Source organism: Streptomyces sp. NBC_00669, assembly GCF_036226785.1.
Lineage (GTDB): Bacteria > Actinomycetota > Actinomycetes > Streptomycetales > Streptomycetaceae > Actinacidiphila.
In genome coordinates this window covers 573,598-597,950 of record NZ_CP109018.1, presented here as the reverse complement: position 1 = coordinate 597,950, position 24,353 = coordinate 573,598, and the positions used below count along the sequence as shown (strand labels likewise).

The following is a 24,353-nucleotide window of genomic DNA, read 5'->3' as shown; positions in this document are numbered from 1 at the left end:
GGCCCCGGGACAGGGGTAGGGATCAGCCGCCGATGCAGGTGCTGTTGGAACAGGCGGACTGGCAGGTGGAGGTGCAGTTGTCGCTCGTGTCATTCAGCAGCGAACCCAGAACGGGAGCCGCGCTGACGGTCTGGACGTCGAGGTCGAAGTCGGCGTCGCCTCGGTAGTCCGTCGCCGCCTTGGGGACGACGGACGCGTTCTGCTGTGCCATGACATGCCTCCCGAAGAAGTGGGTGGGGATGTGCCTTGTGCCGCCTGACCGTCGGCCCGGAAAGGGCTTACGGCCAGGTGATCGTGACCCGCGTGTGGCGCCGTTCGATGCGGCGGCCCGCGGGGAGTTGGTGATCCGGGGTGCCCGCCGGGTGGACCTCGATGCGGGCCTGGTCACCGCGGTGCTCGCGGTCCCAGATCCGGATCTCGGAGACCAGGCGCTGCGCGAGCTGCTGACCGTGCGGGCCGTGCCCGATCGCCCCCAGCTCGTAGCGGTCCTCGACGTCCGTGGCCCGTACGGTCCGGTAGGCGAAGCTGCTCCCTTCCACGAGGGTCGGGATACCGAGCGGCGAGGCGGAGGCGACCAACCCGCGCTCGCGGGCGCCCGGCTCCGCCGCCATCAGCGGAAGGTTGTCCAAGGCAGTCGTCAACCAGAGGTCCAGGTGCTCGTTGGACTCCGTGCCGCCCAGGGTGACCCCCGACCACACCGTCGCCCGCGGTGTGAACAGCGATCTGGCGAGCGCTGCGGTGTCCGGCTCGGGGTGACCGTCGAGGCGCAGGGCGACCTGTTCGCCCTCCGTGTCGTGGAGGACGGCGAGCCGGACCCGGTTCTCGCCGGCGCCCTGCATCGGGACGAAGCCGCACAGTTCGAACCCGTCGCTGACCAGGCGGTCGCCGGCGCGGACGAAGGCGACGGTGCGGGTCATGCCGCGCATCCGCAGCGGGACGACGAGCCTGCCGCCCTCCTTGAGCTGGTGAATCCACGCGGGGGGAATGTCGGCGGCCTGCACCGTGACGACGATCCGGTCGAAGGGCCCGTGGCCGGGCGCGCCGTCCTCCGCGTCGGCGGTGAGGACGGTGACGTTCGGGTATCCGGCCGCCGTGAGGAACGCCGATGCGCGGGCCGTCACGTCGGAGTCGATGTCCATGGTGAGCACCCGGCCGTCCTCCTCGACCATCTCCGCGAGGTAGGCGGCGTTGGGACCGCCGGACCCGATCTCCAGCACCGTCATCCCCGGCTCGATCCGGGCCTGCTCGATCTGTAGCGCCTGGACCCTCGGGGCCGACACCGAGCTGATGTCCACGCCCGTCGCGTCCGTCTTGGTCACGGCCGCGAACTCCGCGTCGTACGACTTCGCCCTATCGACGTCGGGAGTCGCCAAGTGCCGCGGTACGGACCGGAACGCGGCAACGACCCGGGAGTCCCGAGCGGTGCCGAGTCCGATGAGGCGCTGCACCATGGCATCGCGCAACTCCCTCTCGACGGCGTCGTCGGGTCCGCCGGTCGTATCGGTCATGCGGGTGGTTCCTTTGCTCGTATGGGTCGGCGCGCTCGGCTGGACGCAGTAGCCATGCCGGACAGGGCCGTTGAGGGCAGCGGTAGGCGGCCTCAGCCGTAGGAAGCGGTACGGGCGGTGCTCGGCGAAGGGGGCCACGCGTATGTCCTCCGGAGCGTGACGGATGGGCTGAACCCTTCGAGCCTGGCCCTCTTCCACCCTGTCGGGAATGAACGGCCGTTGCACCGTTGTGGCACTTCCGTGGCCCCTCGCACACCGTCCGTGATTCCATGACGGCACGAGGGAGGCGGTTTGTGACGAGCGTGAGACGTTGGACCGGCCGCGAGGCCGGCCTGCTGCGGCAGGCGCTGCGGATGAGTGTGCGGGGCTACGCAGCCCATCTCGGTGTCGGTATCCGCACCGTCTCCAAGTGGGAGAAGCTGGGCACGGGCACCTGCCCGTGGCCGGACACCCAGGCCATCCTCGATACGGCCCTCACCCGGGCTGATGCCGCCGCCCAAACCCGCTTCGAGCAACTCCTCGCCGGTCCCCGGCGACCACGGCCGAGCAGGACCCCCGTGTCCGCGGTCGACGACCATGAGACGTGGGCGGAGGACCTGGAGCGGATCGTGGTGTGCCTCGACCGCCAGGACTTCGACTTCGCCGCCACGCTCCTGGAACGCCGGCTCGGCCGCGCCCAGGTGCGTGACCTCGACGACCGCGGACTGTACCTGTACGGGCGCTCGTTGACGCTCTCCGGCGATCTGCGCCGTCTGCAAGGGACCCTTCAGGACCTCTTGACCGCCAGGCGGCTCTACACCGACGCGCACGACCTGTTCACCGAACTCGGCATCCCCCGCCGGGCCGCGCAGCTCGAACTCTCCCTCGCCGTGGTCACGGAAATGAGCGGACGCCTCACCCCCGCGGCCACCCGCTACCAGCAGCTCACCGACGACGAACGGCTCGGCTCCGCCGACCGTGCCCGCGCCCTCCTGTGGATCGGCACCGCGCTGGCCAAGGACGGCCGCAACACGTTCGCCATCCAGGTCATGGGACAGGCAGCCGAGCGGTTCGTGGAACTGGACGAACCGGAGGACTGGGCGACCGCCCAGCAGAAGCTGGCACTGGCCCACCGCGGGGCCGGGGACCTGACCCGGGCCTTGGCCTACATCGACACCGCCCGCAGCAACGGCCGCTTCGAGTCCCCGCTTCAGCGCGTCCAGATCGATACCGCGCACGGCCACATCCTGCTCACCGACCGGGCCACCCGCAGCGCGGGGAACGACGTGCTCGACCGGGCCTCGGAGATCGCCCGCCAGTACGGACTGAATCACCAACTGCGAAGCATCAAGAGCGTGCGCAACAGCGGGGAGTACGTGTGACCGGCCAGGCCACGATCAGCGACGCAGACCGGGCCGACGCCCGAATCATCTGGGACTTCCACCAGATGGGCCACGAGCCGAGGCCCTGCTCTGCCGCGATCGCTCTCGGCAGCCTCGATCTCGGCGTGGCCACCACCACCGCCGGCCTCTACCACGGCGGTATGTTCCCGGCGGTGGTCTTCACCGGCGACACCAGCGTCGCCACCCAGGAGAGGTTTCCCCGAGGCGAGGCCACCCACTACCGGGAGCACGCGCTCTCCCTGGGGGTGCCGGACCAGGCGATCCTGCTGGAGCCCAAGGCCACCAACACTGGCCAGAACATCGCCTTCTCCCGCGAGGTGCTGGAGAACGCGGGTATCGCCGTCACCACCCTGCTCCTGATCTCCATGCCGTACATGCAGCGACGCGCCTACGCGACGTGCCGCAAGCTGTGGCCCGAAGTGGACCCGGTCTGTGTCTCGCAGCCGTTGTCGTACGACGAGTACGCCACGACGCACGACGACGAGAAGCAGTTCATCGACATGCTCATGGGTGACATGGAGCGGGTGATGGAGTACCCCAAGCGCGGCTTCGCGATCGAGCAGCACGTCCCGGAAGGGGTCCGCGATGCCTTCGACCGCCTCCGCGCCCGCGGCTACGACAGCTGGCTCCTCCCTTCCTGACCACGTGAGCCGCCAGAACACGCCACTGGCGCGTTCGTGCGCGATCCACCAGCCCAACCTGCTGCCCCGCCTGTCCACCCTGGCGAAGATCCACGCGGCCGACGTCTGGGTGGTCCTCGACGACGTCCAGTTCGCCCGCCGCGACTACCAGCACCGGGCCCGCCTCGCCGCACTCGCCGACCCCCAGCACCGCAAGTGGCTCTCCATCGAAACCCATCTCCCCGACGGGCGAGCGACGTTGATCCGCGATGCGCGACTCGCCGACCCGCACCGCACGGCCCGCCGCCTCGGCCAGCTACCCGCGCAGTTCTACCGCACCAGCCCTCACTGGCCGCTGCTCCGCAGCGCACTCGAACCTGTCCTCCGCTCCCTCACCGAGACCACCCCTACAGCGGCCGTCGCCGAGGCCACCACTCTCGCCCTGCTCAGTCTCCTCGGCTGGCGCGGCTCCGTCGTCCGCAGCAGTGACCTCTCCGCTTCCTCAGACCGATCGGCACGTTTGGCCGACCTGACCACCGCGGTCAGCGCCGACACCTACCTCTGCGGCACCGGCGGCCTGCGATACCTCGACCCTCGCCCGTTCGCCGAACAACACCTCAACGTCCGCGCGTTTCGGCCGCCGGCCGCCGACGGCCTGTGGACCGGCGCGGCGCAGATCTCCGCTCTCTGGGCACTCGCCGCCTACGGCCCATCCGACGTGCGAGCCGCGATCGACCACCAGCGCGCAGCCCCCTGACCGTCGCACCCGCTTTTCCCCACATGTTCGCCGCGGCCGCGCCGACCTTCCCGCCCGGTGCCGCGCGGACGTTCATCCTGGCCGAGCGTGCCACCGCAGGCTGGAACGCCCCGCGCTGGCGGGACGGCCTACGGGGAAAGTGCCTAATTAGGCGCTACGCGGAACACCCCCGCGCTGGCGGGACGGACCCTTTCTGACCTGCGGCTCAGCAAGAGGTTTGCAATCCCTTTGCATTGTGTGAGATCTGCGATCGGGCCACGGCAACACGTTATATCGCTGATGGCTGCGAAGCACGATGGGCGCACGGGCTCTCTGCGCGGTGGCCCGGGCGAACCGCCGCAGTGTGCGCTGCGTTTTCGCCGTGCGGCCGGTGGGATTCGGTCAATTCGACGTTCTATCGGAGAAGTTGGTTCGCTGGTGCGCCCGCGCACTCCTTGCAGAGAGTGCGGGGGCGGGCAATAGACGTGGTGCTTGTTCACGACAGCGGGTTGTCCGTGTCGGTAGCGAGGTGCTGCGTCAGTGGAGACAACGGCGAGGAGTGGGCGTGCCCCGCGGGTGGCCGGACTGCCCTGGTGGGAGGTGTAAGCCTGGCGCTGGGCATGGTGATGCTGGTTGCGTGCAGTCCTTCGGGCGGGTCCGGTGGGTCCGGGCCGCGGCCGACAGGTAGTGCGCCGGAGCACCCATCGATCCGGCCGAGCGCTGTGGCGACGTCCACCGGAAGTGCAGAGCGGGCAGCTCGATCGGCTGCCACCGCCGCGTACTTGGGGATGTGGCGGGATATCGCGCAGGCAGCGACGGCTTCGGATTGGAAGTCCCCTCGGCTCGCCGACCACGCGTCAGGGGACGCGCTTTCCACGGTCTCGCGGGGAATGTACGCGGATCACGTCAACGGGCTGGTGATGAAGGGGGCGCCCAAGAACGATCCGAAAGTGACCCCTGCCATTCCTTCGACGGCCCCCACCACGGTGCTGATCTCCGATTGCGGTGACTCGTCGCACTGGCCGAAATACCGGGCGGACAGCGGCAAGTTGGCCGACTCCGATCCTGGTGGGCGTCAGTCGATCACCGCCGAGGTGAAGCGGCAGTCCGATGGGACCGGGAAGGTCGACCGGAAAGGACCATGCCCAGCACCTATGCGCCGTCGTCCAACCGTGACGACGGCCGTTGTGCCGTGGCTGTAGGTACCCCCGAGGGGCCGCCGACGCCGCGTCACTGCTGGGCCTGGGCGGCCCATGCCGCGATGTGGGAGCGCGAGCGCAGGCCGAGGGTGCCGCGGATGTTGCGGACGTGGGTCTCCACCGTGCGCACCGACACGTGAATCCGCGACGCGATCTGACGGTTCGTCAATCCCTGTATCAGCAAGGCGGCCACGGCCCACTGGCGCGGGCTGAGCGGGCCGTGCCGGGCCTCGTCCCGCGCCGGGGGCGCCGCCGGTGCGTCGCCCAGCGCGTACGCCACCACCTCGTCCGGGCGGAGCGAACGGCCCAGGGCCAGCTCGCGGTCCGCCCGGGAGGTCAGGCCGTTGATGCCGGCGGCCCTGGCGGCCTCGACCCGCTGACGCCACCAAGGGTGGGACCGCAGCCCGCAGGTGACCGACTCGGCCATCTCCTCGGCGGCCGAGATCAGGTGGAGCCCGCGCTCGAACTGGAAGCGCCGGACGGCCACCACGGCCAGCCCCTCGATCAGCCCGGCCGCGTCGCCGGGGCGCTTTGCCGGCGACCGCAGCGGCGCGGTGAAGTGCCGCTCCGCCGTCGAGAGGTCGTCACACTCCACGGCGAGCGCCCCCGCCACGTGCATGATGTCGCACTGCCACTCCGGCGGGACGGCGGGTACGGCGGGGAGCGCCCGGTCGATCAACCGGGCCGCCGAGGCGGGCTCGCCGCGGACCAACTCGTGCCTGGCGAGGTGGCCCACGCACACCGCGAAGGTCGGCTCGTCCGCCAGTTGTTCGCCCGCGCGGACGCTCGCCGTGAGGTCCTCGAGGGCGCCGGAACGGTCGCCGGCGTGCTCCTTCAGCAGGCTGAGCCGGAGCAGCAGGCGGCACAGCAGGGGGCTCGGCGCGCTCGCGCGTTCCCGGTCGACCGCCTCCTGCATGGTGTGCAGCGCCTCGCGGTGCGCGCCGCGCCGAGCGGCCAGCATCGCCGCTGCCTCCAGGGCGATCGCCCGGTAGCGCGCCTCGGGCTTCGCGGCGCGCAAGGCGCCGTGGACGAGGCGGGCCGTATCCGTACCGGCCTCCGGGTCCGGGTCCGGGTCCGTTTCCAGGGTGACCAGCCCGCCCACCAGCAGCAGCCGGCGCTCGTCAGCGTCGGCGGTCGGCCCTTCGAGGGCGTGCCGCAGGTTGGCGAGTTCGGCCCCCGCCGTGCGCACCGTCTCCCGGGAGGCGATCCCCGTTCGCCACAAAGGACTCACCAGGGCCGTCAGCCACCGGGTGAGTCCTTCGTACGCCTGCTCCTCCTCGTGCAGATCGCGGAGTTGCTGGTGGGCGTAACATCGGACCGGTTCCAGCATGTGGAACCTGCCGGCCCCCGCCTCCTCGCGACCCAGGCCGGCCGGGGACCGGATGACGGACTTCGATTCGAGCGCCGTCAACAGCCCGGGCACCGACGACGCCGGGACCTCGTCGGTGACCACGGCGACCGCGGCGTCCACGCCGAAGCCGCCCGGGAAGACCGAGAGCCGCCGGAACAGCAACTGCTCCATCGGCTTGAGCAGGTCGTAGCTCCAGGTGAGCGCCGCCCGCCAACTCCGGTGCCGGGTGGACGCCGTCCGCCACCCGCCGACCAGGAGGGAGAGCGGGTCGTCCAGCCGCTTCCGCAACTCGGCCACCGAGAAGGTCCGGATCAGCTGTGCGGCGAGTTCGATGGGGAGCGGCAGGCCGCCCAGCCGCTCGCAGACCGCCCCGGTGTCCGCGGCGTTCTCCTGGGTGAGCGCGAAGTCCGGCACCACGGCGCGCGCCCGGTCGGCGAACAGCCGGACCGCGTCCGATCGAAGGTATTCGCCGGCCGAGGGCCTGCCGTCAGGGTCCGGCAGCGGCAGCCCGTTCACCGGGTAGACGGTCTCACCGGGTATCCGCAGCGCCTCGCGGCTGGTGGCGAGGATCTGGAGCCCCGGATACCGGGCCAGCAGCCGGCCCACCAGGAGCCCGCACTCGCCGATCACGTGCTCGCAGTTGTCGATCACCACCAGCCAGCCGGACAGCTTGACGCCAGGCCCCTTCGCCTCCGCGAAGAGCGTGTCGGCGTCGATACGGCCGTGCAGCGCGGCGAAGACGCGACTGGCCACGGACTCCGGTCCGGCACACGCCCCGAGTTCGACCACCACGATCGCCTGGCGCCCGCCGCGCTGCTCCTTCCTGGCCACTTCGAGGGCCAGCCGGGTCTTCCCGGTGCCCGCGGTTCCGGTCAGCGTGAGCAGCCGGGTGCCCCGCAGCAGTCTGCTCGCCTCCACCATCTCGTCCACCCGGCCGACGAAGCTGCTCAGCGGGGTCAGCAGATCACCGGACGTCTCCGTCGCCAGAGACTCGCTCTTCATACGCCGTCGATAGGCGCGCTGCCGGCACGCGTTCGAGCAGTACCGAGCGGACGTGCCTTCCGTTCTCAATCCTTTTTCCAGCGGGGTGCCACAGGAATTGCAGGAATGCGGCATGGAATTCGGATGAACCATGAAAAAAACTCCACGACACTAATGGGGGGAAGTCTCGCGCGGTGGACATGGCGGATCTCATGGATGGTGACGAGGTGTCAGACGCTGTGATCGTAGGGCCCGTTGACCGGGGTTTCAAGGCTTCATCTTTCGTCATATTATGACAGCGTTCCGGCTTGTCGGGAGGCCAGGCGGGTATACGCTCGCGGGTTTCCGTCCGCGTGCGGGGCTGAACACACCGCCGAGTGAGGCTGATTTCGGTCATCCGGAAAAGAGGATGGCGGATAAACTCCGGTCGGTCGCCCGGCCGGTGAGGACCGTACGCCGCCGGTCCGGGTGGCACACGGCGCAGGTCACGAGGTGGGCGCATCGCCTTCCTGCCGTCCGTACGGGTCCGGGGCCGGCGTCAGGGGACCTGCGCCGGCCGCCGCGCACTTCCTGTTGCCGCATCTGAGCGATTTCTCCGGTGGGAAATGACGCACATTCTTCATTTGAATCACGAGTCTGCGCGGATTTCATGGGTGAGGTTGCCGACGCGGGCTTCAGCGGTCGGTGGTACGGGCCCCGGCGGCGCGAACCGGCGTAACTGCGGGCATCACCGATACCCGAAGTGTTCGATGTCTGGAACCTTCGGGGCATGAACCCCTTTGACGAACCGGACGGCGAGTTCCTGGTGCTGGTCAACGACGAAGGACAGCACTCCCTCTGGCCCGCGTCCTTCGACGTGCCCGACGGCTGGCGCGTGGGCCTCGACCGGGCCGGCCGCACCCGTGCCCTTGCCCACATCGAGGAGAACTGGACGGACATGCGGCCCAAGAGCCTGGTCGAGGCCATGGACGGGTGAGTTGCGGCTCCCGTCGCGCGCGCCCGCTCGACCGGGCACCGATCCCAGGCGGTGCACCGATCGGGAAGTGCCGCGCGGCGGGTCACCCGGCCGGCACGCGCGCCCCGGTGTCAGGGTGCTCTCCGCGTCGCGAGCCGGCCGGCCGGTCGGTCGGTGGCGGTCCGCCAAGCCGTCGGCCACCAAGCCGGGGCGGGGGCCCTTCCGCCCCGGCGCACCCGGCGCACCCGGCGCACCCCGCACGTCCGGCTCACCCGGCGCACCCGGCACCTCCGCGAGCGGTTCGGTCCGCGCCCGCGGGCCCACCCCGCCGCCCGGTCCGCAGGAGCCGGGCGGGGAAAGCGGGTTACGCAACCGTGCGGACTGCGCCGAGGAGGTCCGCGGACCACTCGGCGTACTCCGGCGACGTGCGCCGAGTCCCGGAGACCGGTCGGACGGCCCCGTGGTGCCACGTCCACGGGGCCCTTCCGCCGGTCCCGACTGGAGGTTGATCAGCCCATGAACACGCTGAGTGCCGCGACCGCCGAGACGGGGGCCGCCCGCGTCCCCCGACCGGGCGGCACCCCCCTTCCCCGCCGTGCCGGACCGACCTTTCTCGGCGTGGGCACCGCGGTCCCGACCCGTTCCTACACGCAGGAGGAAGTCCTCGACTTCTTCGGGATCACCGACGCACGCGTCCGCTCGGTCTTCGCCAACAGCGCGATCGACCGCCGCTGCCTCACCCTCCCGCCCCGTGACCGGCTGGGGCGCCCGCACGTCGAGACCCAGGGCGAACTGCTGCGCAAGCACGCCGCCCAGGGGATCGCCATGGGCGCCGACGCGCTGCGCCGCTGCCTGACGGCCGCGGGGCTGTCGCAGGACGACGTCGGCTATCTGTGCTGCGTGTCGAGCACCGGCCTGCTGACGCCGGGACTCAGCGCCCTGCTGATGAAGGAACTCGGTCTCGCCGTCGACACCGGCCGGCTCGACGTCGTGGGCATGGGCTGCAACGCGGGCCTCAACGCGCTGAACGCCGTGGCCGGTTGGAGCAGCGCGAACCCCGGACGGGTGGCCGTCATGGTGTGCGTGGAGGTCTGCTCGGCCGCCTATGTCATCGACGGCACGATGCGCACGTCCGTGGTCAACAGCCTCTTCGGCGACGGCGCGGCGGCCGTCGCGCTCAGCACCGGCCCGGCGGACGCCACAGGACCGGGACCGGGACCACGACCGGGACCGCGATCGGGACCGCGATCGGGACCGGGACCGGCACCGCGACCAGGACCCGAACTCCTCAAGTTCGCCAGCCACCTCATCCCCGAGGCGTGCCCGGCGATGCGTTACGACTGGGACGACACCGCGGGGAAGTTCAGCTTCTTCCTCGACCGGGACGTGCCCTACGTCGTCGGGGCGCACGCCGAGACCGCGGTCGACCGGCTACTGGCCGGCACCGGTCTGCGGCGCAGCGACCTCGCGCACTGGGTGGTGCACTCGGGCGGCAAGAAGGTCATCGACTCCGTGCGGGTCAACCTCGGCCTGTCCCGGCACGACCTGCGCCACACGACCGGTGTCCTGCGGGACTTCGGCAACGTGTCCAGCGGGTCGTTCCTCTTCTCGTACGACCGCCTGGTGCGTGAGGGCGTGCCCCGGCCCGGCGATCACGGCGTGCTCATGACGATGGGCCCGGGTTCGACCATCGAGACCGCCCTCGTCCGCTTCTGAGCCGGCGCCCCGCACCGACGCCCGGTACCGACCCCGCAGGAGGAGTCCGCAGTATGCACGCCACCATTTCGCAGACGGTCGTGGAAGCCGACATCGACGTGGCCCGCCCCCTGACACCCGGCCTCGTGGCGGAACTCGCCGACGCCTGCGACCGGGTGGAGGACGCCGGGGGCGGCCGGGTCCTGGTGGTGCGGCTGACCGGGTCGAAGGACGCGCCCGCCGCATGGCCGGGACCGGCGCAGGTGCACCTGGTCGGCAAGTGGGAGAACGCGCTGCGCAGACTGGAACGGCTCGACGCGCTGACCGTCGGGATCGTCGCGGGCCGGTGCAACCAGGCCTGCCTGGAGGTCCTGCTGGCCACCGATCACCGCGTCGCGGGACCCGGTACGACGCTGGACGCGGGCACCAGGACCGACGGCATGTGGCCGGGGACCGCCCTGTACCGGCTGGTGCAGCAGGTGGGCCTGGCGACGGCCCGTCGGCTCGTGCTGTTCCCGGGCGAGACCGGCGTACCGGCCCTGCACGCCGCCGGAGTGCTCGACGAGGTGACCCAGGACGCCGGCGCCGCGCTGGCCGCCGTCCTGAAGCGGGCCGCCGACTCCGCCGGGACCGAGCCGGCCCTGCGCCGCCGGCTCCTGCTCGACGCCGGCACGGTCTCCTTCGAGGAGGCGCTGGGGAGCCATCTGGCCGCCTGCGACCGGGCCCTGCGCCGTATCGACCTGACGGAGGACGGCAAGTGACCGCGGCCACCACCGCCGAGGACCGGCAGCCGCCGGCCGCCCCCGTGCCGCTCACCGGCGTCTTCGACACCGACCGTGAACGCGCCACCGCCCGCCTGCGGAACGCGACCGGGCAACTGGCGGCGATGCCCCCGCGGGCGCGAAGGAGCCTGGCGGACACCACCCGGGCGCAGCACCTCCACGACGCGGCACGCCAACTGCGGACCGCCTTCCTGGAGCTGCACGCCGAGCGGGTGTACGACACGCTGACCGCCGGCCGGACGGCACACCTGCGCCTGGTGGAAGTGGCCCACGCGGCCGGCCGGGACTTCCCCGGCCTGGCGCCCTCCGCGCGGCAGATGACCGAGGAGGCGGCGCGCCCCCAGTCCGAGAAGGAGGGGTGGGAGATCGACCAGGGAATCCTCTTCCGCGCCCTGCTGCGCGCTCCCGGCCCGGGCGCCCACCTCATGGAGTCGATGCTGCGCCCGACCCCCCGCGCGCTGGAGCTGCTGCCCGGTTTCCGGGACACCGGCGAGGTGGTCCTCAAGGCGGCGCGGCTCGAACGCCGGCGCGGCGCGGGCTTCGTGACCCTCACCAACACGCACTGCCTCAACGCGGAGGACAACCAGCACGTCGCCGACCTGGAGACCCTGGTCGACCTCGTCCTGCTCGACCCCCAGGTGCGCGTCGGCGTGCTCAGGGGCGGCGTCATGACCCATCCCCGGTACGCCGGCCGGCGGGTCTTCAGCGCGGGCATCAACCTCAAGGAGCTGCGCGCGGGCGCCATCTCCTTCGTGGACTTCCTGCTCGGCCGCGAGCTGGGCTACCTCAGCAAGATGATGCGCGGACTCGTGCGGGCGGACCGGCCCTGGCCGGGCACGGACGCGCAGAAGCCCTGGCTCGGCGTGGTGGACGGGTTCGCCATCGGCGGAGGCGCCCAGATCCTGCTCGCCTGCGACCGGGTACTGGCCGCGAGCGACGCCTACTTCAGCCTCCCCGCCGCCCAGGAGGGCATCGTGCCGGGCGTGGCCAACCTGCGGCTGACCCGGTTCCTCGGCGCCCGCCAGGCCCGCCAGGTCGTCCTGTGGGGCCGCCGGATCGAGGCGGGCGAGCCGGCCGCGCGCCTGGTCTTCGACGAGGTCGCGGCCCCGGACGCGCTCGACGCCGCGGTCGCCGGGTCGGTGGCCCGGCTGGCCAACCCGGCCGTGGCGGCCAACCGGGCCATGCTGAACCTGGCGGATGAGCCCGCCGAGCAACTGCGCGCCTACCTCGCCGAGTTCGCGCTCCAGCAGGCGTTACGCGCCTACAGCCCCGACGTCCTCGCCAAACTGCACCGGTGACCGGTCCGGCGCGCCCGGGGGCACCGCGTCCCCGAGCCGGGCCGCCACCGGTTCCCCGGCGGCCCCGCGCGCACGTAACGGCGGCGATCGCGGATGGTCCGGGGCGTGCGACCGGACCGAGAGTGGGCCGTATGGAACTTGCGGATTCGGACGCCACGTCGGTGACGGTGCCACAGGGGGTCAAGCCGTCCACATCCTGGCTCTCGGCCGGAGGGGACGCCGATGTCCCGGCCTCGCGCGAGGCGGGGCATCCCGCCCGGACGGACGGCGGGATCGCGGACGGCGGGTTCGCGGCCGGCCGTGAACTTCCCACGCTGAGCGGGGCGTTCGGCACGGACCGGCAGCGGGTGTCCCGTTGCCTGGTGGAGCTCGTACGGGCGGTGGACGCGCTGCCGCCGAAGGCGAGGCGCTCGCAGGACCCGCAGCGGCGCGCCGACGGCCTGCACCAGCGGGCCCGCCTGCTGCGCCGGAGGTTCCTGGACCGCCATGCCGAGCGGCTCTACGAGGAGCTGACCGACGGACTCACCCGGTCGCTGCGGGTGGAGGAGATCGCCGTTCTCGCCGCCGAGCGCTGTCCTGGCCTGGTGCCGGGGCCCGAGCGCCTGGCGGCGGAGGCGCGGCTGCCGCAGTGGGAGAAGGAGGGGTGGGAGATCGACCAGGGCCTCCTCTTCCAGGCCCTGTTCGGCTCGGCTGTCGCGGGGCCGCACCTGTTGCGCGCGATGCTGCGGCCGACCCGGCGGTCACTGGCGGCGCTGCCCGGGTTCCGCGCCACCGGTCGCGCGGACCTGGGCACCGTCTCGGTGACCCGCAGGGAGGGCATCGCCCAGGTGGAGGTCTGCAACGACGCCTACCTGAACGCGGAGGACGACGCCCTCGTCGAAGCCCTGGAGACGGCGACGGACCTGGTGCTGCTCGACGACGGCAGCCGGGTGGGCGTCCTGCGCGGAGGGGTGATGACGCATCCCGCCCACCGGGGCCGGCGGGTGTTCAGCGCGGGCATCAACCTGACCCACCTGTTCCAGGGCAGGATCTCCCTGGTGGGCTTCATGCTGCGGCGCGAGGTCGGCTACCTCGCCAAGTTCGTGCACGGGCTGCACCACGGGGAGGACGGTCCGGGCGGGCTGCCCGCGCGCGTGGCCAAACCGTGGGTGGGCGCGGTGGATTCGTTCGCGATCGGCGGCGGCACGCAGATCCTGCTGGCGCTGGACCGGGTGGTGACCGCCGAGGACGCGTGGTTCAGCCTGCCCGCGATGGACGAGGGGCTGGTGCCCGGGGCCGCGAACCTGCGGCTGGTGCCCGCGACGGGGAGCCGGCTGAGCCGGCAGATGATCTTCTGGGGCCGGCGGCTGCGGGCCGGCGATCCGGCGGCGTCCTGGCTGTGCGACCAGGTCGTGCCGGCAGGGGAGTTGGACGCGGCGGTGGAGCGCGCGGCGGCGCACCTGGACAACCCGGCGGTCGCGGCGAACAAGCGGATGCTGGCGATCGGTGAGGAGCCGGAGGACGTCTTCCGCCGGTACATGGCCGCGTACGCGATCGAGCAGGCCGTCCGCATGTACAGCCCCGACCTCATCGCCAACCTGGAACGCACCTGGGTCAACCGGTCGCGCCGACGCCCGGCCGGGGCCTGAGGTGCGCCGGGGTGGAGGCGCAGCCGTGAGCCGGGGTGGAAGCGCGCCTGTGAAGAACAGCGGGACCCCGTCGGGCAGGACCCCGTCGCCGGAAGGTCCCGCCCCTGCCGGTCCCGCCCCGGCCGGTCCCGAGCTGACCGGTCCTGAGCTGACCGGCCGGCCGGTACCGCCCTACCGGCGGGAGTGCCCCGCCGCGGCGGCACTGCTCCCCGACGAGCGGCCGTTTCGCGTCTTCGGCACGCCGGCCGAGGCCGCGGCCGATCCCGCGCTGCTGTTGCGGCTGTACGGCGGGCTGGTCCGGGGCCGCAGGTTCAACACGCAGGCCACCGCGCTGACCCGGCAGGGCCGGCTGGCGGTGTATCCGTCGAGCACCGGTCAGGAGGCGTGCCAGGTGGCGGCGGCGGCCGTCCTGGCCGAGCGCGACTGGCTGTTCCCCAGCTACCGCGACTCGCTGGCCGTGGTCGCGCGCGGCGTGGACCCGGTGGAGGCCCTGACGCTGCTGCGCGGTGACCGGCACACGGGTTACGACCCGTACCGGCACCGTGTCGCGCCGCTGTGCACTCCGCTCGCGACGCAGTTGCCGCACGCCGTGGGTCTCGCGCACGCCGCCCGCCTCAAGGGCGACGACGTGGTGGCGCTCGCCCTCGTCGGCGACGGCGGCACCAGCGAGGGCGACTTCCACGAGGCCCTGAACTTCGCGGCCGTGTGGCGGGCGCCCGTGGTCTTCCTCGTCCAGAACAACGGCTTCGCGATCTCCGTACCGCTGGCGAAGCAGAGCGCCGCTCCGACGCTGGCGCACAAGGCCGTCGGGTACGGCATGCCGGGCCGGCTGGTCGACGGCAACGACGTGGCGGCCGTGCACGCGGTCCTCGCCGAGGCGGTGGAGCGGGCGCGCGGCGGCGGGGGCCCGACGCTCGTCGAGGCCGTCACGTACCGCGTGGAGGCGCACACGAACGCGGACGACCCGGCGCGGTACCGCGCGGACGACGAGGTGGCCGCGTGGCGCGCGTACGACCCGGTGGACCTGCTGGCGGGCGTGCTGCGGCGCCGGGGCCTGCTGGACGACGCGGCGGCGGCTCGTGCCGCGGGAGAGGCGGAGGAGATGGCGGCGCGCCTGCGGGAGCGGATGAACGCGGACCCGGTGCTCGACCCGATGGACCTGTTCGGGCAGGTGTACGCGCGGCGGACCGGCCAGTTGGAGGAGCAGGCGCGGGGGCTGCGGGCGGAACTGGACGCGGCGGCGGAAGCGGCGGAAGCGGCCGAAGCGGCGGAGACGGACGCGGCGGCGGAAGCGGCCGGCGTGCCGGGGCGGGGCGGCGCCCGATGACCGCGCTCGCCGAGCAGCCGGCCGCGCTCGCGGCCCGACCGGCCACGATGGCCCAGGCGTTGCGGCGCGCCCTGCGCGACGCGATGGCCGAGGACTCCTCGGTCCACGTGTTCGGTGAGGACGTCGGCACGCTCGGCGGCGTCTTCCGGATCACGGACGGCCTGGCGCAGGAGTTCGGCGACGACCGGTGCACGGACACGCCGCTCGCCGAGGCCGGCATCCTCGGCACGGCGGTCGGCATGGCCATGTACGGGCTGCGGCCGGTGGTGGAGATGCAGTTCGACGCCTTCGCCTACCCGTCGTTCGAGCAACTGGCGAGCCATGCCGCGAAGATGCGCAACCGTACCGGCGGCGCGATGCGGATGCCGCTGACCGTACGCATCCCCTACGGCGGCGGGATCGGCGGCGTCGAGCACCACAGCGACTCGTCGGAGGTCTACTACATGGCCACGCCGGGCCTGCACGTCGTCACCCCGGCGACCGTGGAGGACGCCTACGGGCTGCTGCGGGCCGCCATCGCCTCCGACGACCCGGTGGTGTTCCTGGAGCCGAAGCGGCTCTACTGGTCGAAGGCGCCGTGGTCGCCGGAGGCGCCGGCGGCCGTGGGGCCGATCGGCCGGGCCGCGGTGCGGTGTTCGGGTTCCAGCGCCACGCTGATCACGTACGGGCCGAGCGTGCCGGTGTGCCTGGAGGCGGCGGAGGCGGCGCGCGCCGAGGGCTGGGACCTGGAGGTGGTGGACCTCAGGTCGCTGGTGCCCTTCGACGACGAGACGGTGGCGCGGTCGGTGCGGCGCACCGGGCGCGCGGTGGTGGTGCACGAGGCGGCGGGTTTCGCTGGTCCCGGCGGGGAGATCGCCGCGCGGGTGAGCGAGCGGTGCTTCCACCATCTGGAGGCGCCGGTGCTGCGGGTGACGGGGTTCGACATCCCGTATCCGCCGCCGATGCTGGAGCGGCACCATCTGCCCGGCGTGGACCGGGTGCTGGACGCGGTCGCCCGGCTCCAGTGGGAGGTGGAGCGCTGATGGCCCCCCGGGTGCGTGAGGTCCGGCTGCCCGATCTCGGCGAGGGGCTGACCGGGGCGGAGGTCGTGGGCTGGCTGGTGGCGGTCGGCGACGTCGTCGTGGTGGACCAGCCGGTGGTGGAGGTGGAGACGGCGAAGTCGCGGGTGGAGGTGCCCTGTCCGTATGGCGGGGTGGTGACGGCGTGCTTCGGTGAGGAGGGCAGCGAACTGCCGGTCGGGGCGCCGTTGCTGACGGTCGCCGTGGACGGGGAGAGCGCGGCGCCGGTGTCTGGCGAGGGGCCGCCGGCCGGGACCGCGCCCGGCCCGTCCGGCTCCCCGGACCCCGGGGCGGGCGCGAGCGGCTCGGGCAGCGTGCTGGTCGGATACGGTACGGCGGCGCCCTCCGCGCGCCGCCGCCGGGTGGTGGCCGGCGGCCCACGGGCCCACGGCGCCCCGCTGGACGCTGTGCCCGCGCAGGGTGCGGGCGCGGGTACGGGTGCGCGGGGTCCGGCCGCGGCGAGCGGGCCGGCCCCGGTGGTGTCGCCGCTGGTGCGGCGGCTGGCGAGGCAAAGCGGCCTCGATCTGCGGCAGTTGGCCGGGAGCGGGTACCAGGGGCTGATCCTGCGGTCGGACGTGGAGCGGGCGATCGCACAGGGGACGGCGCGGGCCCCCGACCCGCGGCCCGCCTCGGGAGCGCCGGGCGCGCCCGTCCGTTCGGCTGAGGCGGAGGACGGTGTGCGGGTGCCGCTCAAGGGCGTACGGGGTGCGGTCGCGGCGAAGATGGCCCGCAGCCGCCGGGAGATTCCCGAGGCGACCTGCTGGGTGGACGCGGACGCGACGGAGTTGATGGCGGCCCGCGCCGTGATGAACGAGGCGGGCGGGCCGAAGATCTCCGTGCTCGCGCTGCTCGCCCGCCTCTGCACGGCGGGGCTCGACCGGTTCCCCGAGCTGAACGCCAGGGTGGACACGGCGGCCCGGGAGATCGTGCGGCTGCCCGCCGTGCACCTCGGCTTCGCCGTACAGACCGACCGGGGCGCGGTCGTGCCGGTCGTGCGCGACGCGCACACCCGCAACGCCGAGTCGCTGGCGCGGGAGTTCGCGCGCCTGACCGACCGTGCCCGGCGGGGGGCACTGGCGCCCGCCGAGGTGACCGGTGGCACCTTCACCCTCAACAACTACGGCGTCTTCGGCGTCGACGGGTCCACCCCGATCATCAACCACCCCGAGGCCGCCATGCTCGGCGTCGGCCGGATCGTGCCGAAACCGTGGGTGCACCAGGGCGAACTGGCGGTCCGCCAGGTCGTCCAGCTCTCCTTGACGTTCGACCACCGTGTCTGCGACGGCGGCGTGGCCGGCGGTTTCCTGCGCTACGTGGCCGACCGGGTCGAGCAGCCGGCGACAGCGCTGCGCACCCTCTGAGCGCACCCGCTGAGCGCATCGCTCAGGGCGCGCACCGAGCGCGGGCTCCGCCGTACGCGCGGAGCCCGCCGTGCCCGCGTCCGGCAGGCACCCCCACTCCGACGTCGACCGCACGCGGAGGGCCGCGGAGGACGCGCCGGGTCCGGCTCCCGCGGTCCGGGACGCCTGCCCGTCCCCGCCCGGCTCCCACGGGCGGACGACCCGGACGACCCGGATGACCCGGACGACACGACGACGTGGACGGCGTAACGGTGGAGATCGCCGATAGCCGCGGCCCGCCGCTCGGCCGGAGAGTGGGCGGCATGGAGCTGTCAGATCTGCACGCGGCGGTGGGCGACCCGTCGCTGGACTCGGTCACCTTCCTGAACGAGGTGGCCGACCGCTACCCGGACGCCGTGTCCTTCGCGGCGGGCCGCCCCTCGGAGGACTTCTTCCGCGTCGGCGACCTGGACCGCTACCTGCGGCGGTACTGCGCGTTCCTGGCATCGGAACGGGGCTTCGACGAGCGCCGGATCGTCCGCACCCTGTTCCAGTACGGACGGACCAAGGGCATCACGGCCGACCTGGTCGCCCGCCACCTGGCGGTCGACGAGGGCATCACGGCCGACCCGGAGTCCGTCGTCGTCACCGTCGGCGCCCAGGAGGCGATGCTGCTGGTCCTGCGTGCGCTGCGCCGGGACGGGCGGGACGTGGCGCTCGCGGTGTCACCGACCTACGCGGGTTTCACCGGCGCCGCACGGCTGGTCGACATGCCGGTGCTGCCGGTGGCGTCGGGAGAGCGCGGCATCGACCTCGACGACCTGCGGGAGCGGCTGCGCGCCACGCGCGGCGAAGGGCTGCGGCCGCGCTGCCTGTACCTGGTACCGGACTTCTCCAACCCGACCGGCCTCTCCCTCGACATCCCGACCCGGCGCCGGCTCCTCGACGTGGCGGCGCGCGAGGACCTGCTGCTGCTGGAGGACAACCCCTACGGCCACTTCACCGGGCGCGGCGACCGGCTGCCCACGCTCAAGGCGCTCGACGAGGAGGCCCGCGTCATCTACCTCGGATCGTTCGCGAAGACGGCGTCGCCCGGCGTGCGGGTCGGCTTCGCCGTGGCCGACCAGCGGGTGACCGTGCAGGGGCGGTCCACCGGGTACCTGGCCGACGAACTGGCGAAGATCAAGAGCATGGTGACGGTCAACACCTCGCCGATCAGCCAGGCCCTCGTCGCGGGGCAGCTGCTGGAACACGACTTCAGCCTCTACGCGGCCAACGCGGAAGCCAGAGCGTCCTACCGGCGCAACCTGGACCTCGTCTGCGACGGCCTGCGGCAGCGCTTCCCGGCCGGCCAGGCCGGAGAGGTCCGCTGGAACGTGCCGACCGGAGGGTTCTTCGTGGTGCTCTCCGTGCCGTTCCGCGCCGACGACGAGATGCTCGAACACTCGGCGCGCGCCCACCGGGTGCTGTGGACCCCGATGGGGCACTTCTACCCGGAACCCGGCGCGGGCGACCACCAACTGCGGTTGTCGTGCAGCCTGTTGACCCCCGCGGAGATCGGGACCGGCCTCGACCGGCTGGCGGATCTGGTCGCCGAGCAGACCCGGCACGAGACCGCCGAGACCGTCGGGTCCGCCGAGACCGCCGAGACCGCCGAGACCGCCGAAGTCGTCAGGGCCGGACCGAGAGCCTGAGCCCGAGCGCACCCGACCGCGAGCGGTCCCCACGACCGACCTCCCATGAAGCCCACGGGCACGCGTCCGTGCCGCGGCGAGAGGAACCCCCACCGTGATCAGGAAGAGCGACCTTCAGAAGATCGTGACGGAAGCCCTGTCCATGCAGGCGTCCGGAGAGGTCGGCTACGACACCCCGCTCGCCATGGACTCCTTCTCGCTCGTCATGCTCCAGCACCTCCTGGAGGAACTCCACGGCATCGAACTCGAACCGGAGCCGGCCATCCTGCACGGATTCGCCTCGGTCCGGGAGATCCACCTCTACCTGGCCGAGAACTTCCCGGCCGACACCGAGGCACCCACGGCCGTGTGACCGAGGAGGCGCCCGCCGGACCCGGTCCGGCACCAACCGATCGGCAACCCGACGTCGAGGAGGAGTGAACCATGGCCACCCGAGCATGGTGGGGCGAGGAACTTCTGGACCGGGGGCCCGACAGCGCCCCGCTGGCCCGGCTCCGCGGGCGTCTCACCCGCGGCGGACTGCGCACCGGGGCACGGGAGTTGGCGGACCTCTTCCGCCGCCAGGGCATCGGCCCGGGGGCGTCCGTCGCCGTGTACGTGCCGCCCGGGTTCACCCTGATGCAGGCACTGGTCGGCCTGTGGTCCGTCGGCGCGCAGACCGTCCTGCTCGACGCGCGCACCCCCCTCGCCGAGCGGGAGCGGCTGGCCGCGCTGTGCGCGCCGCAGTTCCTGGTCGCCGCGGCGGGCCCGGGCGGCAGTGGCACCGGGCTCGTGGAGGAGAGCCCGCTCGTGGTCTCCGCCCGGCCCGGCGGCCGTCCCGCGGACGAGGACATCTGCCTGGTGCAGTTCAGTTCCGGGTCCACCGGCGTGCCCAAGGTGATCGGGCGCACCGGCCGCTCGCTGCGGGACGAACTCGTGCGCTACGCCTCCCTGGACGGCATGCCCGGTCAGGGCGAGCGCGTCCTCCTGCTGAACTCGCTCGTGCACACCGTGGGCCTCATCGGCGGGTTCCTGCACGCGCTCGGCTCGGGCGCGGAACTCGTGCTCCCGGCCGGCACCCGCATCGGCGCGGTCCTGGAGACCGCCCGGGACGCCGACGTGCACGCCGTCTTCGGCATCCCCTTCCACTTCGACCTGCTCTCGCGCGCCTCCGGCCCGCCCCCGCGGTCGCTGCGGGTCACCCTGTCGGCCGGTGAACCGCTCCCCGAGGCCGTCTACGACCGCTTCCTGGCGAAGTACGGCGTGCCCGTCGGACAGATCTACGGCATGACCGAGACGGGCATGCTGACCGGTGACCTGACCGGGTCCAGGAACCGCGCGCCGTGGGTCGGTTACCCGGCCGGCGACACCGTGGAACTCAGGTCCGTCGACGAGGAACTCCAGGTACGGGTCGACCGCTCGCCGTACCTGCGCGGTGACGCCGACCGCTACGCGGACGGCTGGCTGCGGACCCACGACCGGTGCGCGCTGGACGAGGAGACCGGTGCGCTGGCGATCCTGGGGCGGCTGGACTCCGTCGCCACGGTGGGCGGGATGAAGGTCGATCTGGCCGAGATCGAAGGGGTGTTGCGCGGCCATCCGGCGATCCAGGAGGCGGTCGTCGTCCACTGCGGCGCGATCGAGGCGTACGTCGGCGGCGAGGGGCTTCCGCCGTCCGAGGAGCTGATCCGCTGGTGCCGGCTGAACCTCGGCCCCTTCAAGGTCCCGAAGGCCGTCTTCAGAGCGACGGCCCTGCCCCGCAACAGGAGCGGGAAGATCCTCCGGAACAGGGACCTGCTCAGGTCCCACCCGTGGGAGTGATCCGCCATCGGCACGGGACGGGTACGGGAGCACGCCCGCAGCCGGCCCGTGGGCAACGCGCCTCACACGTCAGGAGCGACGGTATGAATGCCACGGAAGAGCGGATGGCCGCGGTGCTGTCCACCAGGTTCAAGGTCGAGCGGGGAGCGATCAGCCCGGAATCGGCGTTCGGGGCGCTCAGGTTCGACTCCCTGACGCTCGTCGAGCTGGGACTCGCCCTGGAGGACGAGTTCGGGGTCCCCATCGAGGACGGCGAGTTGACCGTATCGATGACCCTGCGCGACGCCGCCGAGCTCGTCGAGACACGGGAGGCCGCGCTCTGATGGGCGCTCCGACGGGCGGGGAGAAGGCGTCGTTCGGGGCGGCGATCACCGGGCTCGGCCTGGTGACGCCGGCCGGCATCGGGGTGAAGGAGAACTGGGACCGGGTCACCTCGGGCCGGTCGTGCGCGACGGCGGACGAGCCGCTGGGCGGCCTCCCGGCCGGTGTCACCTGCCGGGTACCGGGTTTCGACGCCGACGCCCTCCTCGGGGGCTTCTCCGCGTGGGGGTTCGACCGGTTCGCGCAGCTGGCGATCGTCGCCTCCCGCCAGGCCCTGGCGGACGCGGGCTGGGACCCGGCGCGGTGGGACGGCACCCGGGTGGGCGTCGTGCTCGGCAACTCGCTCGGCGGGATGCAGTCCCTGGAACGCCAGCACACCGCCTTGCTGGAGCGGGGACCCCGCAAGGTCTCCCCGCTCACGATCCCGATGTTCATGGTGAACATAGTCGCCGGCCACGTCGCGATCGACATCGGCGCGAAGGGACCCAGCGAGGTCAGCGCCGCCGCGTGCGCCGCGGGCGGCACCGCGGTGGGTACCGCACGCGCACTCCTGCGGTCGGGCGTCTGCGACGTGGTGGTGGCCGGCGGCACCGAGTCCGCGCTGACCCCGCTGGTGCTGGCCGCGCTCGGCAAGATGGGCGCGCTGTCCGGGCGTACCGACGAACCCGGCCGCGCCTCCCGCCCGTTCGACGCGGGCCGGGACGGGTTCGTGGCCGCCGAGGGCGCGGGCGTCCTGGTCCTGGAGCGGACCGCGGACGCCAGGGCCCGGGGCGCGAGGGTGCACGCCGTGGTCCGCGGATACGGCAGCGCCTCGGACGCCCACCACCCCACCGCGCCCGACCCGAGCGGCCAGGGCATCGAGCGGGCACTGCGCGCCGCCCTGGCGGACGCCGGACTCGGGCCGTCCGACGTCGACCACGTCAACGCGCACGGCACGGCCACCGTGCTCAACGACGCGGCCGAGGGCCGGATGCTGCGCCGGGTGCTGGGCGACCGGCCCCTGGTCACGTCCACCAAGGGCGTCATCGGCCATACGCTGGGCGCGTGCGGCGCGATCGAGGCCGCCTACACCGCACTCGCCGTCGCCCACCACTGCGTGCCGCCCACCGCCAACCTCACGCGGCTCGACCCGGAAGTCGAGATCGACGTGGTGGGCGGAGCGCCCCGCAGCGCTCCGATCGACGTCGCCGTCAGCACCTCGATGGGGTTCGGCGGCCACAACGCGGCGCTCGTCCTGACGGCTTCCTGACCCGGCCCGCGCCGGTGGTCTGCCCGCGCCGGTGCCCGAGGGTGCCCCCGCGGGTACCGGCGACCGCGCCGAGGGTGCCCCTGCCCGGACCGGCGACCCCGCCCGTACCGGCGACCGCTGCCGTCCCGCCCGCGCCGGTGTCCCGCTCCCGTCAGCGGCGCGTGAAGTGCCCCACCGCGTCGAGGAGCAGGCCGACGTCGGCCGCGGAGTTGAACCAGTGGCAGGAGACCCTGATACCGCCGACGCCGGCCGTGTACCGCACGCTCACCGCGACACCGGCCCCGCCCAGGTAGTGCATCAGGGCGGTGTCCGCCGTGCTCGTACCCAGGGTGAAGGTGACGATGCCGGAGCGGTACCGCCGGCGGCGCGGCGTGACGACGACCATGCCCAGGCGGTCCAGCCCGGCGAGCAGACGGTCGGTGAGCGCCACGATGTGGTCGGCCATCACCGCGGGCCCGACCTCGATCACCAGGTCCAGCGCGGAGGCCAGCGCGATGCCGCCGGGGTAGTTCGCGGTGCCGCCGATCTCCCAGGCCCGGGCGTCGCCGGTGTACGTGAAGTCCTGGAACGGGCTGATGTCGGGACGCAGGAACGCCTTGCCCCAGGTGTCGGCGGGCGGCACGGCCGCGAAGAAACCGGACATCGGGCGGTTCAGGCGCTCACGGATCTCGGGCGCCAGATAGAGGAACCCGGTTCCGAAGGGGGAGTTGAGCCACTTGTGCCCGCTGCACACCAGCACGTCCACCGGTGTCGCCGACACGTCGAGCGGAAGCGCGCCGACGTGCTGGGCGGCGTCGACCACCAGCCAGATCCCACGGCTGCGGCACATCTCGGACACGGCGGCCAGGTCCGCCCGGAACCCGTTCGTCCACTGCACCGAACTCAGCGCGAGAACCGCCACGTCGTCGTCGAGACAGGCCCGCAGCACGTCGACCGAGACCTCGCCCGCGGTGTGCGGGACCCGGCGCACGCCGATGCCGCCGCGCGCCAACTGCGACCAGGTGACGCCCATCTGGATGTATTCGAGGTCCGCGAGCGCCACGGCGTCCCCGGGCTTGAGCGGTAACGCCTGGGCGGCGATCGACAGACCGTGGGTGGCGCTCTCGACGAGCGCGATGTCCTGCGGCTGCGCGCCGATGAGGCGGGCCGCACGCGGCCGGGCCGCGTCCCGCGCCGTGTTCAGCTCGCCGTGGTGGGCCGTGCCCGAATCCGCCGGAATCCACTGGGTCCGCTCGGTGAAATGGGTGACGGCGTCCACCGCGCGCTGCGAGGCCACCCCGATGCACGCGGCGTCCAGATACGCGCGTTCCCTCGTCAACGGGAACTGCGTCGCGGCCATCTTCGACAGTTCATCCTGGATGGCCGTCATGTGCTGGTGCCCTTCTGTGAACCGTCCTGGTCCGCGGAGTTCGGCGGTTCCCGGCTCCAG

General features: G+C 72.9%; 21 protein-coding genes. 17 read left to right on the top strand and 4 right to left on the bottom strand.

Translation table 11 applies throughout. From position 1 onward, the window contains the following. Positions 1-22: 22 nt before the first annotated feature. Both OG896_RS02465 and fxlM read right to left on the bottom strand, forming a co-directional pair. The gene (locus OG896_RS02465) at positions 23-211 is read right to left on the bottom strand and encodes an FxLD family lanthipeptide (RefSeq protein WP_329361939.1); all 189 of its coding nucleotides are present in this window, start codon (positions 209-211) and stop codon (positions 23-25) included. A 67-nt stretch (positions 212-278) separates the two neighbouring features. Then, positions 279-1,508, bottom strand: coding sequence for a methyltransferase, FxLD system (gene fxlM, locus OG896_RS02460; RefSeq protein ID WP_329361937.1), 1,230 nt, complete (start codon positions 1,506-1,508; stop codon positions 279-281). A gap of 293 nt (positions 1,509-1,801) precedes the next feature. Between fxlM and OG896_RS02455 the strand changes: the two genes are divergently transcribed. From OG896_RS02455 to OG896_RS02440, 4 genes are all read left to right on the top strand, one after another. After that, the gene (locus OG896_RS02455) at positions 1,802-2,869 is read left to right on the top strand and encodes a hypothetical protein (RefSeq protein WP_329361935.1); all 1,068 of its coding nucleotides are present in this window, start codon (positions 1,802-1,804) and stop codon (positions 2,867-2,869) included. Positions 2,870-2,934: 65 nt separating this feature from the next. Then, complete coding sequence (locus OG896_RS02450; RefSeq protein ID WP_329373627.1) at positions 2,935-3,531, top strand: YdcF family protein; 597 nt, start codon at positions 2,935-2,937, stop codon at positions 3,529-3,531. A 4-nt stretch (positions 3,532-3,535) separates the two neighbouring features. Further along, positions 3,536-4,267: a WbqC family protein gene (locus OG896_RS02445; protein ID WP_329361933.1), complete on the top strand. Its 732-nt coding sequence runs from the start codon at positions 3,536-3,538 to the stop codon at positions 4,265-4,267. A gap of 869 nt (positions 4,268-5,136) precedes the next feature. Next, a complete protein-coding gene (locus OG896_RS02440; RefSeq protein WP_329361930.1) occupies positions 5,137-5,448 on the top strand; it encodes a hypothetical protein in 312 nt (103 codons plus the stop codon). A 28-nt stretch (positions 5,449-5,476) separates the two neighbouring features. Here OG896_RS02440 and OG896_RS02435 read toward each other — a convergent pair whose 3' ends face one another. Then, the gene (locus OG896_RS02435) at positions 5,477-7,798 is read right to left on the bottom strand and encodes an ATP-binding protein (protein ID WP_329361928.1); all 2,322 of its coding nucleotides are present in this window, start codon (positions 7,796-7,798) and stop codon (positions 5,477-5,479) included. 748 nt (positions 7,799-8,546) lie between these two features. Here OG896_RS02435 and OG896_RS02430 point away from each other — a divergent pair. The 13 genes from OG896_RS02430 to OG896_RS02370 all read left to right on the top strand — a co-directional run bounded on the left by OG896_RS02430 (position 8,547) and on the right by OG896_RS02370 (position 22,924). Beyond that, positions 8,547-8,753, top strand: a complete 207-nt coding sequence (locus OG896_RS02430) for an MbtH family protein (protein WP_329361926.1) — start codon at positions 8,547-8,549, stop codon at positions 8,751-8,753. 495 nt (positions 8,754-9,248) lie between these two features. Next, positions 9,249-10,448 (top strand): 3,5-dihydroxyphenylacetyl-CoA synthase DpgA, encoded by a 1,200-nt coding sequence (dpgA, locus tag OG896_RS02425; RefSeq protein WP_329361924.1) that lies wholly within the window; start codon positions 9,249-9,251, stop codon positions 10,446-10,448. Between the two features lie 53 nt (positions 10,449-10,501). Then, positions 10,502-11,188, top strand: coding sequence for an enoyl-CoA-hydratase DpgB (dpgB, locus tag OG896_RS02420; RefSeq protein ID WP_329361922.1), 687 nt, complete (start codon positions 10,502-10,504; stop codon positions 11,186-11,188). Further along, a complete protein-coding gene (gene dpgC, locus OG896_RS02415; RefSeq protein ID WP_329361920.1) occupies positions 11,185-12,507 on the top strand; it encodes a (3,5-dihydroxyphenyl)acetyl-CoA 1,2-dioxygenase DpgC in 1,323 nt (440 codons plus the stop codon). The genes dpgB and dpgC overlap by 4 nt, the downstream gene beginning before the upstream one ends. Before the next feature lie 131 nt (positions 12,508-12,638). Continuing rightward, positions 12,639-14,135, top strand: a complete 1,497-nt coding sequence (locus tag OG896_RS02410; protein WP_329361919.1) for an enoyl-CoA hydratase/isomerase family protein — start codon at positions 12,639-12,641, stop codon at positions 14,133-14,135. Positions 14,136-14,268: 133 nt separating this feature from the next. Then, positions 14,269-15,462, top strand: a complete 1,194-nt coding sequence (gene pdhA, locus OG896_RS02405) for a pyruvate dehydrogenase (acetyl-transferring) E1 component subunit alpha (protein ID WP_443057222.1) — start codon at positions 14,269-14,271, stop codon at positions 15,460-15,462. Next, complete coding sequence (locus OG896_RS02400) at positions 15,459-16,484, top strand: alpha-ketoacid dehydrogenase subunit beta (RefSeq protein ID WP_329361917.1); 1,026 nt, start codon at positions 15,459-15,461, stop codon at positions 16,482-16,484. The genes pdhA and OG896_RS02400 overlap by 4 nt, the downstream gene beginning before the upstream one ends. Next, positions 16,484-17,881, top strand: a complete 1,398-nt coding sequence (locus OG896_RS02395) for a dihydrolipoamide acetyltransferase family protein (protein WP_329361915.1) — start codon at positions 16,484-16,486, stop codon at positions 17,879-17,881. The genes OG896_RS02400 and OG896_RS02395 overlap by 1 nt, the downstream gene beginning before the upstream one ends. Before the next feature lie 302 nt (positions 17,882-18,183). After that, complete coding sequence (locus tag OG896_RS02390; RefSeq protein WP_329361913.1) at positions 18,184-19,554, top strand: aminotransferase-like domain-containing protein; 1,371 nt, start codon at positions 18,184-18,186, stop codon at positions 19,552-19,554. Positions 19,555-19,648: 94 nt separating this feature from the next. Then, a complete protein-coding gene (locus OG896_RS02385; RefSeq protein ID WP_329361911.1) occupies positions 19,649-19,906 on the top strand; it encodes a hypothetical protein in 258 nt (85 codons plus the stop codon). A 71-nt stretch (positions 19,907-19,977) separates the two neighbouring features. Further along, positions 19,978-21,354 (top strand): class I adenylate-forming enzyme family protein, encoded by a 1,377-nt coding sequence (locus tag OG896_RS02380; protein WP_329361909.1) that lies wholly within the window; start codon positions 19,978-19,980, stop codon positions 21,352-21,354. Between the two features lie 83 nt (positions 21,355-21,437). Next, complete coding sequence (locus tag OG896_RS02375) at positions 21,438-21,677, top strand: acyl carrier protein (RefSeq protein WP_329361906.1); 240 nt, start codon at positions 21,438-21,440, stop codon at positions 21,675-21,677. Next, positions 21,677-22,924 carry a beta-ketoacyl-[acyl-carrier-protein] synthase family protein gene (locus tag OG896_RS02370; protein ID WP_329361904.1) on the top strand — a complete coding sequence of 416 codons (1,248 nt, stop codon included), beginning with the start codon at positions 21,677-21,679 and terminating at the stop codon, positions 22,922-22,924. The genes OG896_RS02375 and OG896_RS02370 overlap by 1 nt, the downstream gene beginning before the upstream one ends. A gap of 151 nt (positions 22,925-23,075) precedes the next feature. Here OG896_RS02370 and OG896_RS02365 read toward each other — a convergent pair whose 3' ends face one another. After that, the gene (locus OG896_RS02365) at positions 23,076-24,293 is read right to left on the bottom strand and encodes an aminotransferase class V-fold PLP-dependent enzyme (RefSeq protein WP_329361902.1); all 1,218 of its coding nucleotides are present in this window, start codon (positions 24,291-24,293) and stop codon (positions 23,076-23,078) included. Positions 24,294-24,353: the final 60 nt, after the last annotated feature.